Source organism: Colwellia echini (assembly GCF_002843355.2).
Classification (GTDB): domain Bacteria; phylum Pseudomonadota; class Gammaproteobacteria; order Enterobacterales; family Alteromonadaceae; genus Colwellia; species Colwellia echini.
Genome location: NZ_PJAI02000005.1, coordinates 49,766 through 66,378, shown reverse-complemented (window position 1 = coordinate 66,378; position 16,613 = coordinate 49,766). Strand labels below are relative to the sequence as shown.

The following is a 16,613-nucleotide window of genomic DNA, read 5'->3' as shown; positions in this document are numbered from 1 at the left end:
AGCGGCTGTAGCTCAGCTGGTAGAGCATCACGTTGCCAACGTGAATGTCACGAGTTCGAGTCTCGTTAGCCGCTCCAATTTATTTTTTATTAGTTATCTAATAAAAGAGTAGGTACCAACCTACTATAAAAATACCCCTTATCTTAGGTTTAAGCTGAAAGATACAATGCCCGGGTGGTGGAATTGGTAGACACAAGGGATTTAAAATCCCTCGCCGAAACGCGTGCCGGTTCAAGTCCGGCTCCGGGTACCATCTTAGAAAAACTCAAAACACACATCATTTTTAAATAATTAAATAATTAAATAATTAAATAATTAAATAATTAAATAATTAAATTTATAATGTTTATATCTTTGATAATACTTTAATCATACCACCTAGCATTTATAAATCTCTTTTGTCATTAATATCACTCTGCGTTGTGCTTAATCCCAATCGTTAGTTATTATACAAATCACATTAAATATGTGCTCATTAATACTTGTTCTAATTATAATTAACACCTGTATTTGGTCGTTTTTCCTACGTATAAAATAGACCACCATACTTAATGAAACTGGTATTAATCCAAATAGTGATTTGTTTCGTATACATATAAAAACTAGCAATGGTCATTTATATGTTAATTAATATTATCGGTTTTAATGCTTCATGGTTTGGCCTAATTTTATTAGGGCAGATCTTTATTCCCTTTACTCTTTTTTGGTTGGGTTTACACCTTCACCGAAGTCAATTTATAGCCGCCGAAATTAAGTTGATTGTATCAATAACACTAATAGGTATTGTTGTTGATACGTCATTAAAACTTGCGGGTGTATTAATATTTCCTAACGTATTTCTTATCCCGTTATGGCTCATAACTCTATGGTCTGCTTTTGCTGCAACCGTTGCCCATAGTTTGCAGTTTTTAGGTCGCTCAAAAGTATTACAGTTAATCATTGGGTTTATATTTCCGCCGTTAAGTTATATCGGCGGCGCATCGTTATCATCTGTAGAGTTTGGCTATAACCTGACTATTACTTATATTATTTTAGGGAGTGTTTGGGCACTTTTAATGGTGTTGTTCTTCGTGTTGAAAAATGTCTTTTATGCAAAGGTGAATTGTCATGAATAAAACAACAATAATGGGCTTTATATTACTTAGCTTCATATGGCTTAGCTTAATTTCATTAAAAGTTAACTCTGCGCCGTTAGATGATGACATTAAAGCGACCTTACCAGATAACTATAGCGAAATAGGACTAACAGAAGTGGGTAGGGCACAGTTTACAGTGCTTTTTTGGGATATTTATAATAGTACGCTTTACACTGAGTTAGGACGTTATAACCACAATGACAGGCCAGAGAGCATGCTCTTTAAAATAGAATATTTAAAAGATATTAGCACTGATGATTTAATTGAACGAACTGTTCAGCAGTGGCAGCACTTAGATATAGCAAAAGAACAATACCATCACTTTATTCCTATGCTTCAAGATATTTGGCCGGAGATTAGTGCCGGTGATTCTTTAGCTATGTTAGTAAATGGTGATCAATCTATTTTTTATTTTAACAATGTTCAGGCAGGCATTATTGATGATCATCGATTTAGTAGGATTTTTTTAGATATTTGGTTATCACCGAACACTAGTCAACCCAAATTGAGAGAGCAATTATTAGGAGAAGAGCATAATGAATAACCGTTATAAAGCAATATTAACTGATGGCTTAGTTACTTGTTTAGTTATATTCATTAGCAGCTGTAGTACTGATGTTTCATCTTATGAAAACACAACACCTAAACTTGATATAAAAGAATATTTTACTGGTGAATTTGTTGGATACGCAATGGTGCAAGATTATAGTAATAAAGTCACTCGGCGGTTTTGTGTTGAATTAAATGGTACTTGGGATAATAACCAAGGAACACTTGCAGAAACGTTTTATTTTAATGACGGAGAAATAACTTACCGAACTTGGAAATTATCAAAGCTTGCAAACGGTCAGTATACGGGTAAGGCTGAAGATGTGGTTGGCATAGCTCAGGGCAAACAAGCCGGTTATGCTTTTAATTGGCGATATAGTTTGTCTGTACCGATTGATGAAGATACTTATCAATTTACTATGGATGATTGGATGTACAAACTTGATGAACATCGCGTAATGAATAAAACAACTATGTCAAAATTTGGTATTGATGTTGCTGAAATCACTTTGCTTTTTGATAAAAGCTCGAATCAAAAAACATGTGTTAAGCCATTAATTTAATTTTCATTTATTAATTTTCATTTATTAATTTTAAGTGATTGATAGTCATTTTGGATATTAAAGAGGTAGAACAGATGAATAAAATAGATAGAACACTACCTATTTTTCCCTTACCGATTTTTTTATTACCGGAAGGAATTACTCGGTTACGTATTTTCGAACAACGCTATTTAAAAATGATAAAAATAGCGAGTAAGGGGCAAGGCTTTGTTATTTGGTTAAATTCACAAGAGTCTTCATCGCCACTAATAAAGTGGGGAAGTTGGGTTGAAATCATTAATTTCGACCTAGGTGATGATGGTGTGTTGGAGGTTGATGTAAAATGCAAATCATTGGTTGATATTATATCGTTAAATAAAGATGAAGATAACTTACACTTTGGGGTCGTGAATGAAAAATTGCACTGGTCACAAAATAAAAGTGTTGTTGAGGAGATTGAAGATGAAAAAGAGCATGTAAAGATAAAGAATACCGATCAAGACTTTTGTTCAGCTAATAAGTTATCGAAAAACACTATTTCATCACCGCTTGTTTTACCAAGTAATGTTTCATTAATCAGTAGTGAACAAAAAGATCTGCGCGACAAAATGCTTGCTGAACCCTTAAATGAACTATTTAGTAATGATCTACAATTGAATAAATTTTACCCAGCCAATTTACGGCAAAACCCGCACTGGGTAGTCGCAAGGTGGTTAGAAATATTACCTCTTAATTTATCGGTTAAAAGTACTTTTGTAAATATTCACAGTTTTGAGGAAGCCAAGAACTTTGTTCAGTCAGTTATTAATAAATAAAAGCAGTATCTATAAAGTAAAAAGTGGTTAGTGCAAAATAAATTAAAGGCATTGTGATCTAAGTGTGAAACCGAGCGTATATAACTACATAAATATAATATACTCGGTGATAAGCCATGCAAACTAACTTGCTAAGCAAAGCGACAAGTGATAAATCTAATTACATGTCAAATAAAATTAATCATCCCGAACTCTGTCAATGGCTTGATGCCGTTGCAATTAAAAGAGATAAGCAAGCGTTTACGCAATTGTTTAAGTTTTTTGCGCCTAAAATCCTTCGTATTGCGCGAAGTAAGTTTCCTAATGAAGCACAAGCCAATGAAGTAGTACAAGAAACCTTGAGTAATGTTTGGCGTAAAGCACACTTATTTAACAGTGATAAAGGCGCTGCCACTACTTGGGTATATACCATCATGCGTAACGTTACTTTTGATATGTTACGTAAAATTCAAAGTAACAAAGAAGATAACCTCAGTGACGATATTTGGCCAATAGCCGAAACCATGAGCAGTGAAGATGATAGCTTTAATGATCATCTTGAAAATAAACAATTACTATCTGTGCTTGAGCAACTTCCAGAAGCGCAACAACAAGTGGTTAAAGGCTTTTACTTTAGTGATATGTCACAAGAGCAACTCGCCACTCACTTAGCGTTACCTCTTGGCACAATTAAATCTAGATTACGTTTAGCTTTAGGTAAATTGAAAGCTCAACTAGGAGATAAATAATGATCAAACATCACCCTAAATTTGAGTTATTAGAACTATTTGTGAATGGTGAATTGCCTGCTTCATTATCTGCAGGTATCGCAATACATGCTGAAATGTGTCCCAAATGCCAAGAAAAAATAGCATTATTAACGGAGCAAATCGCAGCAGTTAATTTTGAAAAAGAACTTTCTGATCCGTTTTTAATTACCGATGATATTGATGACTTTTCTGGTGAAGAAAGCCTTGGTGGTTTAAACATTGATGACATGGTTGCTAACATAACTCAAGCACAGCCGTCACAAAATACAAAGCTAACAATAAATAAAAGTGTTACTTACCAAGGTAAAAGTTATGCACTTCCTAGAGCATTAGCTAATATGGAAGTAGGTAAAGCGGCAAATATTGGTAAGTTATCTCGCAGCCGTATTCAGCTTAATGAAAATGAAGTACGCACGAGTTTATTACATATAGCACCAGGTGGCGGTGTTCCAGAGCACACACACAAAGGGTTTGAATTAACCTTATTGCTCGAAGGTACTTTTAGTGATGAGGATGGCGAGTATATTAAAGGTGACTTTATAATGTTAGATAGCTCGCACCAACATCACCCAATATCAAAGAACGGGTGCTTATGTTACACAGTAGCTAATGGCGCACTTCACTTTACGCAAGGTATCAATAAATTACTTAATCCGATAGGTGCATTTATTTACTAGGTAAGTGTTAGAGAAAATAAATATTAGGTCGTATGTACATAATCAGAACAGTTAAAAACAAGGTGTTTTTATGATTTATTCGGTAGAAAAAGAAAACCTAAAAATTGGAGTTAGCGCCTGTTTAATTGGTGAGAAAGTACGTTTTGACGCAAGTAACAAACCCTCTAATTTTTGTATTAACGACTTAGGGAAATATGTTGTTTATAAAGCTTTTTGTCCTGAAGTAGCTATTGGTTTACCAATACCTAGACCAACTATTAGGCAAATAAAAAAAGATGAAATGATAACTGTTTCTCGCCCTGACGGCAGTGGCGATGTAACTGAGGCATTACAAGAATACGGCAAAAAAGTTGCGAGTATAACCAAAGACTTAAGTGGTTATGTGTTTTGTGCTAAAAGTCCTAGTTGTGGGATGGAGCGGGTAAAAATATATAGCCCTGAGGGTAATGCCCTGCCAGCAAAAGGTATAGGCGTTTTTGCTAACGAAATAATGCTGGCTAATCCATTACTGCCTTGCGAAGAAAATGGTCGTTTAAACGATCCGCTTATCCGTGAAAATTTTGTTGCTCGAGTTTATGCATATAAACATTGGCAAATTATTGAAGCGTCAGGGTTAACTAAACATAAACTGACCACCTTTCATAGCCATTACAAATATACTGTTATGAGTCATGATCTTGTTGCTTACAAAGCATTAGGACAATTATTAGCGCGTACTGATTTACCTTTAGCTGAGTTGGCAGCACAATATATTAGTGGATTAATGGCGGCGCTCTCTATCGTTGCCACACGTAAAAAACACGCTAACACGCTGGCTCATATTCAAGGCTATTTTTCTAAACACTTACAAAGTGATGAAAGACAAGAGCTTTGCAAACAAATTGATTCATACCGAGAAGGTACAATACCTCTATTTGTGCCTTTAACCTTGATAAATCACTATTTGCTACGTTACCCCAAAGAGTATTTAACCAAGCAAGCGTATTTGTCTCCTTACCCAGATGAATTAAAACTTCGTTATTCTTATTAGTTTATGCCTTTTTATTTATGGCTAGGAGTTAATGCCAAATATTTATATTTAGCACGCATTCATAATAACTTATGACGACTAACTTCTGCGTACGAAGTTAGTCGTTTCAACTTTAAAAGGTAAATCCTTTGCTTTGGTTTCGTAATGATTTAAGAACACATGATAACCCCGCTTTACACTACTTTTTAAATACATCTTGTGGCAGCTCTAGTGACAGTCCTCGTAAAGCGATTTTTTTCATATCAGAAAAGCAATGGTTAGCGCATGACTGGTCATTGATAAAAATTGATTTCATAAAACGACACGCCGCAGCACTTGTTGATGAATTAGCAAATTTAAATATTGAGCTTAGTTTGGTTGAAGTTGACACGTTTGACGACCAAGTAAACTATCTAACACAATATTGCCAAGCACATAACGTTGACACCGTATTTGCTAATAGCGAATTGGAATTTAATGAGCACCAACGCGATCTCAACTGTATTAAACAAGGGGTCCCGTTAATGCTGTATGAAGCCGATGTTATTGTGCCCAAAGGCTTAGTGCTTAATCAATCGGGTAGTATGTTTAAAGTGTTTACCCCATTTAAAAATGCGTGGTTAAAACAAGTACGGACAGCGGGTTTTGATTACTTAGGAAAAATAACTCGAGCTGATGATAAAGAAACTCTGGCTGATAACAAAGTAAAGTCAGTCAATAACATTATAAAAAGTGACGGTTTATCTGGCACCTGGCCATTAGCTAAGGAATATGAAGCTAATGTTTTTAGTACTTTTTTACAAACTAAATTAACAGGTTATGAGCAATGTAGAGATATTCCATCAATCAAAGGCACTTCTGGTATTTCCCCGTATTTAGCCGCGGGCGTTATTAGTCCAAGATACGTATTAATAGCCTTACTTAATCGCTGTCCGGATTTATTGTTAGCTACCGACAGTCCCGAGTTCTCTTGGTTAAACGAATTAATATGGCGTGAATTTTACCGAAATCTTATGTTTCATGAGCAAAAGCTATGTAAACATTACTGCTTTAAAGAGCAGTATCAGTTAATCACTTGGCATAACAATCAGACAATGTTTACCGCTTGGTGTGAAGGCAAAACAGGCTACCCATTGGTAGATGCTGCCATGAGACAACTTAACCAAACAGGTTGGATGCATAACCGTTTACGTATGGTGGTTGCGAGTTTTCTGACAAAACATTTATTAATTGATTGGCGCTTAGGTGAAAAGTACTTTATGCAGCATCTTATTGACGGTGATTTAGCCTCAAATAATGGTGGGTGGCAATGGGCTGCAAGTACAGGATGTGATGCACAACCTTATTTCAGAATATTTAATCCGATAAGACAAAGTGAACGTTTTGATCCAAATGGCGAGTTCATACGTAAGTACTTACCAGAGTTATCGAGTATTCCTGATAAACAAATACATTTTCCGCATAAATATATGGAACAAAATAATATAAGTGGTTATGTAAAGCCGATTGTTGACCATAAAGAAGCGAGGCTTAAGGCGCTTGCCTTTTATAAATAACAATTTAAATAAGAATTTTTATAAGAAAAGTACAAATCAGAGAAGCTAAATTTGTAACAAACCTATTTAGTAACATTATCTTAGCGATACTTTCTCAGTAATACTTTAATTAATCACACTTTTAACAATATGATGGTTGCCTCATGGAAAATAATGCTGCTAGTAAATTAACACCACAATCACCAATTTGGCTGCGTACCTTTGTCGAAACATATCAAATACTGTCAACTGATAATTTAAACTTATTAGCGAGTATTTATCACACAAACATACTTTTTATAGATCCAATGCATAAAGTAGAAGGTCTTGATGAGTTGTATAAATACTTTAATAGTCTTTATAGCAACTTAAGCCGTTGCCAATTTGTTATCGATAATATTGTGACACAGGGCGATGAAGCCGCACTTTATTGGACGATGACCTATCAGCATCACAAACTTAATAAAGGAGATGTGGTGACTGTTCAAGGTAGTTCATACATAAAAGGTCACAATGACAAAGTTATTTATCATCGTGATTACCTCGATTTAGGTGCAATGCTTTATGAGCAACTTCCTTTATTTGGCAAGTTAATTAAATGGATAAAAAAACATGCGTCAAAGTAATGCTTCAAAGTAATACCTTAAAAGAATACTCCAAATAATATATCAAAGGAATGGCTAAAATAATGATCTCAAAGCAATGAGCTATCGTAATGATATATAAATTAAGCGCTCTAACTTAAAGTACCGCTAATTAATGGGGACAAAACTATGACAGCGAAAGCTATGACAGCAAAAACTATATTATTAACTGGTGCAACCTCAGGTATTGGTTTGGCGCTATTTGAACAATACGTTTCGCGCGGCGATAAAGTTATTGCTTGTGGAAGAGACGAAGCTAAATTAGCTCGTTTAGCGCCGCGGGCTTACAAAACCTGTCAGTTTGATTTAAATAGCCCAGATGAAATTAAAGCGGCGATGCAATCGTTAAGTTTAGATAACGTATTGGCGCAAGTAAACATTGTTATACTCAATGCAGGTAATTGTCGCTACATTGATGATGCCAAGCAATTTGACGGACAGCTTTTTCAAGACATTATTACTACCAACCTCACTGCACTTGGTTGGTTACTGCAAGGAGCTTTACCTAAGTTACGTTCTGGCAGTCAACTTGTTTTTGTTAGCTCAAGTGCGACTATATTGCCTTTTCCTCGAAGCCAAGCTTATGGCGCTTCTAAAGCAGGAATTGATTACTTAGCCAACAGTTTACGCTTAGATTTACTTAAAGAGGGGATTGATGTCACCCTTGTTCATCCAGGTTTTGTGAAAACACCACTTACCGATAAAAACGATTTCAACATGCCTTTTCTCATTACCAGTGAACAAGCGGCAACGGCGATTATTGCGGGCGTTGATAAACGTAAACGCTATTTACACTTTCCAAAAAGATTAACGTTATTGTTAAAGCTTTTTTCATTGTTGCCTGCATCGTTATGGCAAAAAATAATTACTTTAAAGTGAACTCCTTAAAGTAATCATATCCAAGTGTTCATTTAAATTTATAAGGCAATAAAATTCATGAAAAACATCGCAATTATAGGGTCTGGCGTATCCGGTTTAACTGCCGCTTACTTATTATCTAAAAACCATAAGGTAACTGTGTTTGAAAAAGATAATCGTGTAGGTGGACACACAGCTACGGTTGATATTGAAAAATCAGGTCAAAGCTATGCGATAGATACCGGCTTTATTGTTTTTAATGATAAAACTTATCCTAACTATTTAGCCTTGCTTGATGAAATAGGTATTGGTAAACAAGCTACAGAAATGAGTTTCTCAGTACATAATTGCCAAACAGGCTTGGAGTATAACGGACACAACTTAAATACCTTATTTGCACAACGCCGTAATTTATTTAGACCTAAATTTTGGTTTTTGGTTAAAGATATTTTACGCTTTAATAAATCTTGTAAAACTATTTTTGCAGCACAAAATTATCAAAGTGGTTTAACTTTGGGCCGTTTTTTAAAAGAAAATAACTTTAGTGATTTTTTTGCGGAGCACTATATTTTACCTATGGGCGCTGCAATTTGGTCAAGCTCTTTGGCACAAATGGAAGATTTTGAATTTAAGTTTTTTGTGCAGTTTTTTCATAACCACGGGTTATTGAATATTGCCGATAGACCACAGTGGTATGTCATTCCAAATGGATCGCGCGGGTATTTAGCGCCTTTATGTGAGCCTTTTAAAGATAATATTAAATTAAATGCCAATATCAGCGGTATTACTCGCCTCAATAATAAGGTGCAAATACATTTTAACCATAGCGATACTAGCGCTGAAGTAGAGAGTGAAATTGATGTAAAGAGTGACATTGAAGAGTTTGATGACGTTGTTATTGCTTGTCATTCTGATCAAGCACTTGCCCTGTTAAATGACGCAAGCGCCGATGAACAAAGCATTTTATCGAAAATGCCATACAGTGAAAACTCAGTCATTCTTCATACAGATAAACGTTTACTGCCTAAACGAGAAAAGGCATGGGCAAGTTGGAATTATCAATTAAGTCAAGATAGAAGCAAAGCCGCTAGTGTTACTTACAATATGAATATATTACAAGGCATTGAAAGTGAACATACTTTTTGTGTCACTCTCAATCAGAAAGCAGATATAGATCCGAACTCAATTCTAGGTGAGTTCACTTATCACCATCCTATTTTCTCTGCAGAGTCGATTAATGCGCAAAAAAGTAGAGAGATAATTTGTGGAGTTAACAACACTCACTTTGCAGGTGCATATTGGCACAACGGTTTTCATGAAGACGGTGTGCGTAGTGCGGTAGAAGTGGCAAGACGTTTTGATTGTTTGTTACTAATGGCAAACTGATTTATAACGATCTGATTTTATACAACAAGACATATAAATATATTTTTGAATAAGCCTGCAATAAGTAAGTAGTGAGTGAACATGTTATTTAAGCACAGCAGTATCTATGTTGGTAATATTTCCCATCGGCGTTTTAGCCCGAAAAAGCATAGTTTTAACTATAAGTTATATATGCTTGCCCTTGATTGTGATGATATTGAAAAAGCGCTCAAGCTTAATAAAGGTATTGGCTTATTCGGCTTTTCTTGGTTTCACCCATTACGATTTGTTGAAAAAGATTACTTAAGAGATGATCCAAGCGGATTAAGACAACGTATAACAGATAAAGTGTTGGCACTTAATGGCTGTAATGACATTTCTAAGGTTTTGATGTTGGTGCAGGTAAGGTGTTTTGGACTTTATTTTAGCCCAGCAAATTTTTATTTTTGTTACGACCAAAATGATAATTGTACGCAAATGCTCGCTGAAGTTAGTAATACCCCTTGGAATGAGAGGCATTATTACTTAGTAGATTTACACAGTGATAAAGAAAAAACAAATAAAAAGGATTTTCAAGTGTCACCGTTTATGGACTTAGACATGTCTTATTTTTGGCAAATTAAACCGCCAAATACACACAGTAAAAAATTAAAGATACATATTGAAAACAAAAGAAAACATAATGATAGCGACCAGCTTACTAAATTGTTTGACGCCAGTTTAACGATGACGAGCCAAACATTTAATCAGCCAAACTTGCTACGTGTTTGGTGTCAACTACCTGCTATGACCATTAAAGTTGTATTGGGCATATATTGGCAAGCATTGCGTCTTTTTATTAAACGTATACCGTTTATTGGCTATCAGAAAAGTTAATTGATAAATAAAGTAAATTTGGGGATTACCATGGAACAAGTTGAGAAAATTACTGCGTTTAAAACAGCAAATTGGTTAGACAACCGATGTAGATCAATAGTGCACGGCGTTTTTAAAAAACTCAGCTACGGTCAACTTGAAGTAGTAGAAGGTACTACACATTTGTTATTTCCAGAAGTTGATAACGATTTATCAATTAAAGGTAAAATTCATATCCACGATATGAGCCTTTATCAAGACTTTATTAAAGGCGGTAGTATTGGGGTAGCAGAAGCGTTTATCGCTGGAAAATGGAGTAGCCCCAACTTAACTAACGTTATTCGTATTTTTGCTAAAGCGCAGCAACAAACTGATAAACTGGAAAAAAATAAATCTTGGTCTAACAAAATTAAAAATGCGTTAGGTCATTGGCAAAACAGAAATACGCAATCTGGCTCTAAGCGTAATATTTTAGCGCATTACGATTTAGGTAATGAGCTATACACCCGATTTCTTGACCCAGAAATGATGTACTCTTCGGCCATTTACCCAACAGATACGTCTACATTGGCTGAGGCTCAACAGCATAAATTAAAAACTATTTGTGAACGTCTTTCGTTAACTCGTGATGATCATTTATTAGAAATAGGCACGGGGTGGGGCGGTTTAGCAATTTATGCTGCACAACATTATGGTTGTAAAGTTACTACCACAACTATCTCCGATGCACAGCACGAATATGCACAAATACGTGTAAATGCTTTAGACTTAAATGAGAAAATAACCTTATTAAAAGAAGACTATCGCGACTTAACTGGCAGCTTTGACAAGATAGTTTCTGTTGAAATGATAGAGGCTGTTGGTTATGAGTTTTTACCTAGTTTCTTTAAGCAATGTAATGAACGTTTAAAGCCTGGTGGTAAATTACTTATTCAAGCGATAACCATTGCCGATCAACGTTTTGACTATTACAAAAGCAATGTTGACTTTATTCAAAAATATATTTTTCCAGGAGGATTTTTACCCTCTGTCAATGCATTAAGTCAACACATTACCGAGCATACCGACTTGGTGATAGAAAACCTTGAAGATATCGGGCTTGATTACGCCAAAACGTTAAGTGATTGGCGAGTAAGTTTTCTTGCCTCATGGTCTGAATTAACCACTTTGGGTTACGACGATACCTTTAAACGGTTATGGTTATATTACTTCGCTTATTGTGAAGGAGCATTTTTAGAGCGTTCTACTAGTACTGTTCACTTAGTAGCACGCAAATAATAGCCCCAAAACAGTCGTACACAAATAGTCATTAAAATAGTATCAAAAGAGCTTTTTGAGTTAGTTAATGTCAATATCTTTATTCCATAATATGACTTGGTTACGACCATTAGTCTTTGCGGTGTACAGGGCTATATCTGCTTGGTCAATCAGATCTTTAGCGTCATTAGTATTAAATTTGAAAGCGGTAACACCAAAACTAGCGGTAACGGTAATATCATCAAAACTAGTCGATTCAATATTTTCACGTATTGATTCGGCAATGCGTACTGCTTGATCTTGTTCGGCTCCAGGTAAAACAAGACAAAATTCTTCGCCGCCATAGCGAGCAACTATGTCATTTTGGCGAACACCATCTTGTAGAATGTTGGCTACGCCGCGAAGTACTGTGTCACCCGCACTGTGTCCATAAGTATCATTGACAGACTTAAAGTGATCAATATCAACCATGATAATGCAATACTCACCCAATAATTTTACATCTGAAAAATCTCGTTCTAATAATTCAAATAATATACGACGATTAAAACAATTGGTTAGTGGATCCCTTGACGCAAGGTGACGTAATTCTTTATTACGTTTGCGAAAATCAATAAAACGGTGATAGATAAAAATAACAGCTAAAATACATATCACTAATAAAGCGGTTAGGGCAAAACTTGCATATCTGTTTTTAGTAAGCTCCAGCTCAGATATCCTACTGGTTTGCTCTGCAATTTCAATTTCATTATTTTTTTTAACTAATTCAAGCTCAACGAGCCGGGTTTTTTCTTTTAGTGACGCTAATTCAATTTCTATCTTATGCGAGTGTATATTCGCTTTAGCGATAACTAACTCACTTTTTTCTCTATCTTTTTGTAAAAGTTGTGAGAGTGAAATTTCTTCTTCAGCATAATATAATGACTTACTAATATTGCCTCGTGATTTTTCAGCTAACTTTAATGAACGGTAAGCTTCTAACGTTTCGGAGCGATTTTTTAATTTAATAGAAAGGTTTAACGCTTTAATTAGAAATATAACCGCTTCATCAGTATTTATGTCAATCAAAGCTCGTCCCAGATCGTTTAAGGCTTTGATTTGATTTTTTTCATCATTTATTTTAATGGCAAGTGATAAAGCCTTTCGGTAATAAATTATCGCGTTTCTATTATCTTTTTGATCGCGGTATATATTGCCAATAACTCTGTCAGTAAGTGATACTTTAGATTTTTCATTTTCTTTTTTATAAATTTGATTCGCCTGCTGTATCATTAGCATCGCTGAACTGTAATCACCTGCATTTAAATCAATTACCGCTAATTCACGTAATGCTGCCGCTCTAGTTTTGGTTTCAACCTTATTTTTTGGCAGATCAATGGTAAGTTGATAAAAGGATCTTGCTTGGTCAAATTGTTTTAGTTTAGTGTAAATAAGGCCCATTTGATTTGATGTTTCAGCGGTATTATTAACGTCGTTCTCTTTTTTGTAATAAAGGTGCGCTTGGTGAATATGGTCAAGAGACTTTTCATAACGGCCAATGAAACGATAGATTCTGCCTGCACCCGTTAAGGCTTTAGCATAACCAAGAGGATCATCTATCTGTTTGTGTATTTCTAATCCGCGTGTTGAATAATCTAATGCACTTACGTAGTTTCCTCGGTAACGCTCCGCCATTGCTAAGTTATTTAAAGTACGCGCCACAGATCTTTGGTTTTGTAATTTGCTATAACTAGTGAGTGCTTTTATATAGAAATTAATAGATTTTTGAGTATCTTTTAAATGTTTATATGACTGTGCGATTTGGTGGTAAGTGATGGCAAGTTGCTCTTCTATCGCTTTCTTATTACCTACAAGATGTTTTAACGCCTCAGAGTATTGCGCAATTGCTTGTTGATATTTTTTTTCTTGATAGTACGTGTTTCCTCTAGCAATGTAGGTTAGCGCGATAGTCATTTCATCAAGTTGAACTTGGGTTAACGTTGTTGAAGATGAATTTGTTAATTCGATGCTTGAAGAAGAATTTTTTTCTGCTATATTTTGCGCTTGCACTGAAGCTGAGAATGCCATAATCATAAAGATGATTATGTTAACGGTAATGATAAATTGCATCATATAGAATTTAGAAAGAAATGGGCTTGTCTTGATTGTATCAAAGGTAAGGTTACTAACAAATTTTTTTAGGTGAAATCGATATAAAGTAGAGCACAGCAGCATAAGTCATTGCCCATCATAATATTTATGTAGATACTATTTGTCTAGCTAATAGGTATCAGTTGTGTAGAACTTGATTTTTAGATACATCTATTATTATAGCAGCCAGTAAAAGTATTGTTACTGAGTATATATCGCTCCTAGCTTTTTTTCCTTGAATAATGATTATTTAACGAATTACTTGTTGGCTTCAGTGACAAAACAACAGGACATTTAATGAACAACTGGAATGCTTGTTGGTATTAAGAGATATTTTTATATTACAGATCCTAATATACTCCTATCTATCGCTATTCTCCCTCGTAAACACTTGCTATAATGGGAAAATCTTTGTGCACAAAAGCACTTCATATTTATCAGTTATTTAGATCATTTCGAGGCTTAACTTCATGTCGGATACCGAAAACCGCCCTACAAATTTTATTCGTAATATTATTGATGCCGACTTACAAAGTGGTAAACATACTAGTGTACAAACCCGTTTTCCACCTGAGCCTAATGGTTTTCTTCATATAGGGCATGCAAAATCTATTTGTTTAAATTTTGGCATTGCTAAAGACTATAATGGTTTGTGTAATTTACGTTTTGATGATACTAACCCTGAAAAAGAAGATATTGACTACGTTAACGCGATTCAAAAAGATGTAAAGTGGTTAGGTTTTGAATGGGCAGGCGACATTAATTACTCATCTAATTATTTTGATCAATTACATGGGTTTGCGGTAGAGCTTATTGAGAAAGGTTTAGCTTATGTTTGTTTCTTAAATGGTGAAGAAACCCGTGAGTATCGCGGCACGTTAAATAAACCAGGTAAAAACAGCCCTTATCGTGATACATCGGTTGAAGAAAACTTAGCTTTATTTGCCAAAATGAAAAATGGTGAATTTGAAGAAGGTATTTGTTCATTACGTGCAAAAATAGACATGACCTCAAGTTTCATGTGTATGCGTGATCCTATTATTTATCGTGTTCGTTTTGCTCATCATCATCAAACAGGTGATAAATGGTGCATTTATCCAATGTACGATTTTACGCATTGCTTATCTGATGCCATAGAAGGTATTACGCACTCAATCTGTACATTAGAGTTTCAAGATAATCGTCGATTATATGATTGGGTTATTGAAAATGTGTCAGTACCAAGTACGCCTCATCAATATGAATTTTCACGTTTAAACCTTGAATACACCTTAATGAGCAAGCGTAAACTGCATACTTTGGTTGAAGAAAAGTTGGTTGATAGTTGGGACGACCCAAGAATGCCAACTATTGCGGCATTTCGTCGCCGTGGTTATACCCCTAATTCATTGCGTGAATTTGCGAAAAGAATTGGTGTAACTAAAATGGAAAACACAATCGAAATGAGTGTGTTAGAGGCTTGCATTCGTGAAGATTTAAATGACAATGCACCTCGCGCCATGGCGGTATTAGAGCCAATTAAATTGGTTATCGAAAACTATCCTGAAGGTCAAACTGAAGAGCTTGTTGTTAATAATCACCCAAGTGATGAAACACAAGGAACACGTATTGTCCCGTTTTCTAAAGAGCTTTATATTGAGGCTGAAGACTTCCGTGAAGAAGCTAATAAAAAGTACAAACGTTTAGTACTTGATAAAGCTGTTCGTTTACGTGGCGCTTATGTTGTTACTGCTACTCGTTGTGATAAAGATGAACAAGGTAATGTAACCACTGTTTACTGTAATTACCTTGACGACACCTTAGGTAAAAATCCAAGTGATGGCACTAAACCAAAAGGTGTAATTCATTGGGTTGATGCAACAAAATCACTAGATGCAACGATACGTTTATACGATAGGTTATTTACCGTACCTAATCCGGCCGCGGAAGATGATTTTCATGTGGTTATTAATCCTGAGTCGTTAATCACTATTACCACAGCTAAAGTAGAGCCTTCGTTAGCTAACGCCAAAGCCGAACAAGCTTTTCAGTTTGAACGCCAAGGTTACTTTTGTTTGGATAATAATATTAAAGAGACTGGGAAATTAGTGTTTAACCGTACTGTTGGTTTACGAGATACTTGGGCTAAAATAAATTAGTAAAGTATTGATAGTTATATAAATGCTAGGGCTTGTTGATCTTTCAGGGGTGAAATTTATTCAATTTAAAACGTATTTAATCGCACTGCGAGCTTTGAATAATAGTCATTCTATTTAAAAAGCGAGCAACAAAGAGTAAATTCGTTTTAAATGAATCTAAAGGCAGCATTTGTTTGAAATTCATACTGCGTTTTCGCCTGTTTGTGGAGCCAGCTATACCTCACATGCTCTGCCTTGTATTCTCTTAATACAAAGAAATCCAAACAAGTTGCTTAAAAGTAATCTCGAAAGTTCAACTGACTCTTCATAAAATGTTAGTGATTGGTTGTAAAGCTGAGCACTAGCATTTTTAGG

15 protein-coding genes and 2 tRNA genes are annotated in these 16,613 nt (G+C 35.2%); 16 read left to right on the top strand and 1 reads right to left on the bottom strand.

Annotated elements, in window-relative coordinates; genetic code table 11:
- The first annotated feature begins 1 nt into the window (after nucleotide 1).
- From CWS31_RS06310 to CWS31_RS06240, 15 genes are all read left to right on the top strand, one after another.
- A tRNA-Gly gene (locus CWS31_RS06310) sits at nucleotides 2-77 on the top strand.
- Between the two features lie 91 nt (nucleotides 78-168).
- Nucleotides 169-253 (top strand) — tRNA-Leu (locus tag CWS31_RS06305).
- A gap of 367 nt (nucleotides 254-620) precedes the next feature.
- The gene (locus CWS31_RS06300) at nucleotides 621-1,115 is read left to right on the top strand and encodes a DUF2878 domain-containing protein (RefSeq protein ID WP_170252780.1); all 495 of its coding nucleotides are present in this window, start codon (nucleotides 621-623) and stop codon (nucleotides 1,113-1,115) included.
- Nucleotides 1,108-1,680, top strand: coding sequence for a chalcone isomerase family protein (locus CWS31_RS06295; RefSeq protein ID WP_101344328.1), 573 nt, complete (start codon nucleotides 1,108-1,110; stop codon nucleotides 1,678-1,680). The genes CWS31_RS06300 and CWS31_RS06295 overlap by 8 nt, the downstream gene beginning before the upstream one ends.
- Nucleotides 1,673-2,248: a DUF3833 domain-containing protein gene (locus tag CWS31_RS06290; RefSeq protein ID WP_101344327.1), complete on the top strand. Its 576-nt coding sequence runs from the start codon at nucleotides 1,673-1,675 to the stop codon at nucleotides 2,246-2,248. The genes CWS31_RS06295 and CWS31_RS06290 overlap by 8 nt, the downstream gene beginning before the upstream one ends.
- 74 nt (nucleotides 2,249-2,322) lie before the next feature.
- Nucleotides 2,323-3,042 (top strand): LON peptidase substrate-binding domain-containing protein, encoded by a 720-nt coding sequence (locus CWS31_RS06285; RefSeq protein WP_101344326.1) that lies wholly within the window; start codon nucleotides 2,323-2,325, stop codon nucleotides 3,040-3,042.
- A gap of 116 nt (nucleotides 3,043-3,158) precedes the next feature.
- A complete protein-coding gene (locus CWS31_RS06280; protein WP_101344325.1) occupies nucleotides 3,159-3,770 on the top strand; it encodes a sigma-70 family RNA polymerase sigma factor in 612 nt (203 codons plus the stop codon).
- Nucleotides 3,770-4,468: a ChrR family anti-sigma-E factor gene (locus CWS31_RS06275; protein ID WP_101344324.1), complete on the top strand. Its 699-nt coding sequence runs from the start codon at nucleotides 3,770-3,772 to the stop codon at nucleotides 4,466-4,468. The genes CWS31_RS06280 and CWS31_RS06275 overlap by 1 nt, the downstream gene beginning before the upstream one ends.
- Nucleotides 4,469-4,538: 70 nt before the next feature.
- Nucleotides 4,539-5,498 (top strand): YbgA family protein, encoded by a 960-nt coding sequence (locus tag CWS31_RS06270; protein ID WP_101344323.1) that lies wholly within the window; start codon nucleotides 4,539-4,541, stop codon nucleotides 5,496-5,498.
- 128 nt (nucleotides 5,499-5,626) lie between these two features.
- Nucleotides 5,627-7,033 carry a deoxyribodipyrimidine photo-lyase gene (phrB, locus tag CWS31_RS06265; RefSeq protein ID WP_101344322.1) on the top strand — a complete coding sequence of 469 codons (1,407 nt, stop codon included), beginning with the start codon at nucleotides 5,627-5,629 and terminating at the stop codon, nucleotides 7,031-7,033.
- Nucleotides 7,034-7,176: 143 nt separating this feature from the next.
- A complete protein-coding gene (locus tag CWS31_RS06260; RefSeq protein ID WP_101344321.1) occupies nucleotides 7,177-7,638 on the top strand; it encodes a nuclear transport factor 2 family protein in 462 nt (153 codons plus the stop codon).
- Between the two features lie 147 nt (nucleotides 7,639-7,785).
- The gene (locus tag CWS31_RS06255; protein ID WP_101344320.1) at nucleotides 7,786-8,535 is read left to right on the top strand and encodes an SDR family NAD(P)-dependent oxidoreductase; all 750 of its coding nucleotides are present in this window, start codon (nucleotides 7,786-7,788) and stop codon (nucleotides 8,533-8,535) included.
- Nucleotides 8,536-8,592: 57 nt separating this feature from the next.
- Nucleotides 8,593-9,900 (top strand): NAD(P)/FAD-dependent oxidoreductase, encoded by a 1,308-nt coding sequence (locus CWS31_RS06250; protein ID WP_101344319.1) that lies wholly within the window; start codon nucleotides 8,593-8,595, stop codon nucleotides 9,898-9,900.
- Nucleotides 9,901-9,981: 81 nt separating this feature from the next.
- Complete coding sequence (locus tag CWS31_RS06245) at nucleotides 9,982-10,755, top strand: DUF1365 domain-containing protein (protein ID WP_101344318.1); 774 nt, start codon at nucleotides 9,982-9,984, stop codon at nucleotides 10,753-10,755.
- Nucleotides 10,756-10,785: 30 nt separating this feature from the next.
- Nucleotides 10,786-12,012: an SAM-dependent methyltransferase gene (locus tag CWS31_RS06240; RefSeq protein WP_101344317.1), complete on the top strand. Its 1,227-nt coding sequence runs from the start codon at nucleotides 10,786-10,788 to the stop codon at nucleotides 12,010-12,012.
- A gap of 60 nt (nucleotides 12,013-12,072) precedes the next feature.
- On the opposite strand, the gene CWS31_RS06235 is transcribed toward CWS31_RS06240, so the two are convergent.
- Nucleotides 12,073-14,103: a DUF2225 domain-containing protein gene (locus CWS31_RS06235; RefSeq protein WP_246143398.1), complete on the bottom strand. Its 2,031-nt coding sequence runs from the start codon at nucleotides 14,101-14,103 to the stop codon at nucleotides 12,073-12,075.
- A 488-nt stretch (nucleotides 14,104-14,591) separates the two neighbouring features.
- Here CWS31_RS06235 and glnS point away from each other — a divergent pair, with 488 nt between their 5' ends.
- On the top strand, nucleotides 14,592-16,259 hold the full coding sequence (glnS, locus tag CWS31_RS06230) for a glutamine--tRNA ligase (RefSeq protein ID WP_101344315.1): 1,668 nt from the start codon (nucleotides 14,592-14,594) through the stop codon (nucleotides 16,257-16,259).
- Nucleotides 16,260-16,613: the final 354 nt, after the last annotated feature.

What these genes read in the sequence shown, in the direction of transcription:
- CWS31_RS06255 (WP_101344320.1), top strand. Translation starts at nt 7,786, where the DNA reads ATGACAGCGAAAGCTATGACAGCAAAAACTATATTATTAACTGGTGCA.
- CWS31_RS06295 (WP_101344328.1), top strand. Translation starts at nt 1,108, where the DNA reads ATGAATAAAACAACAATAATGGGCTTTATATTACTTAGCTTCATATGG.
- CWS31_RS06275 (WP_101344324.1), top strand. Translation starts at nt 3,770, where the DNA reads ATGATCAAACATCACCCTAAATTTGAGTTATTAGAACTATTTGTGAAT.
- CWS31_RS06240 (WP_101344317.1), top strand. Translation starts at nt 10,786, where the DNA reads ATGGAACAAGTTGAGAAAATTACTGCGTTTAAAACAGCAAATTGGTTA.
- CWS31_RS06245 (WP_101344318.1), top strand. Translation starts at nt 9,982, where the DNA reads ATGTTATTTAAGCACAGCAGTATCTATGTTGGTAATATTTCCCATCGG.
- CWS31_RS06260 (WP_101344321.1), top strand. Translation starts at nt 7,177, where the DNA reads ATGGAAAATAATGCTGCTAGTAAATTAACACCACAATCACCAATTTGG.
- CWS31_RS06250 (WP_101344319.1), top strand. Translation starts at nt 8,593, where the DNA reads ATGAAAAACATCGCAATTATAGGGTCTGGCGTATCCGGTTTAACTGCC.
- CWS31_RS06235 (WP_246143398.1), bottom strand. Translation starts at nt 14,103, where the DNA reads ATGATGCAATTTATCATTACCGTTAACATAATCATCTTTATGATTATG.
- CWS31_RS06270 (WP_101344323.1), top strand. Translation starts at nt 4,539, where the DNA reads ATGATTTATTCGGTAGAAAAAGAAAACCTAAAAATTGGAGTTAGCGCC.
- CWS31_RS06285 (WP_101344326.1), top strand. Translation starts at nt 2,323, where the DNA reads ATGAATAAAATAGATAGAACACTACCTATTTTTCCCTTACCGATTTTT.
- CWS31_RS06280 (WP_101344325.1), top strand. Translation starts at nt 3,159, where the DNA reads ATGCAAACTAACTTGCTAAGCAAAGCGACAAGTGATAAATCTAATTAC.
- CWS31_RS06300 (WP_170252780.1), top strand. Translation starts at nt 621, where the DNA reads ATGTTAATTAATATTATCGGTTTTAATGCTTCATGGTTTGGCCTAATT.
- CWS31_RS06290 (WP_101344327.1), top strand. Translation starts at nt 1,673, where the DNA reads ATGAATAACCGTTATAAAGCAATATTAACTGATGGCTTAGTTACTTGT.
- glnS (WP_101344315.1), top strand. Translation starts at nt 14,592, where the DNA reads ATGTCGGATACCGAAAACCGCCCTACAAATTTTATTCGTAATATTATT.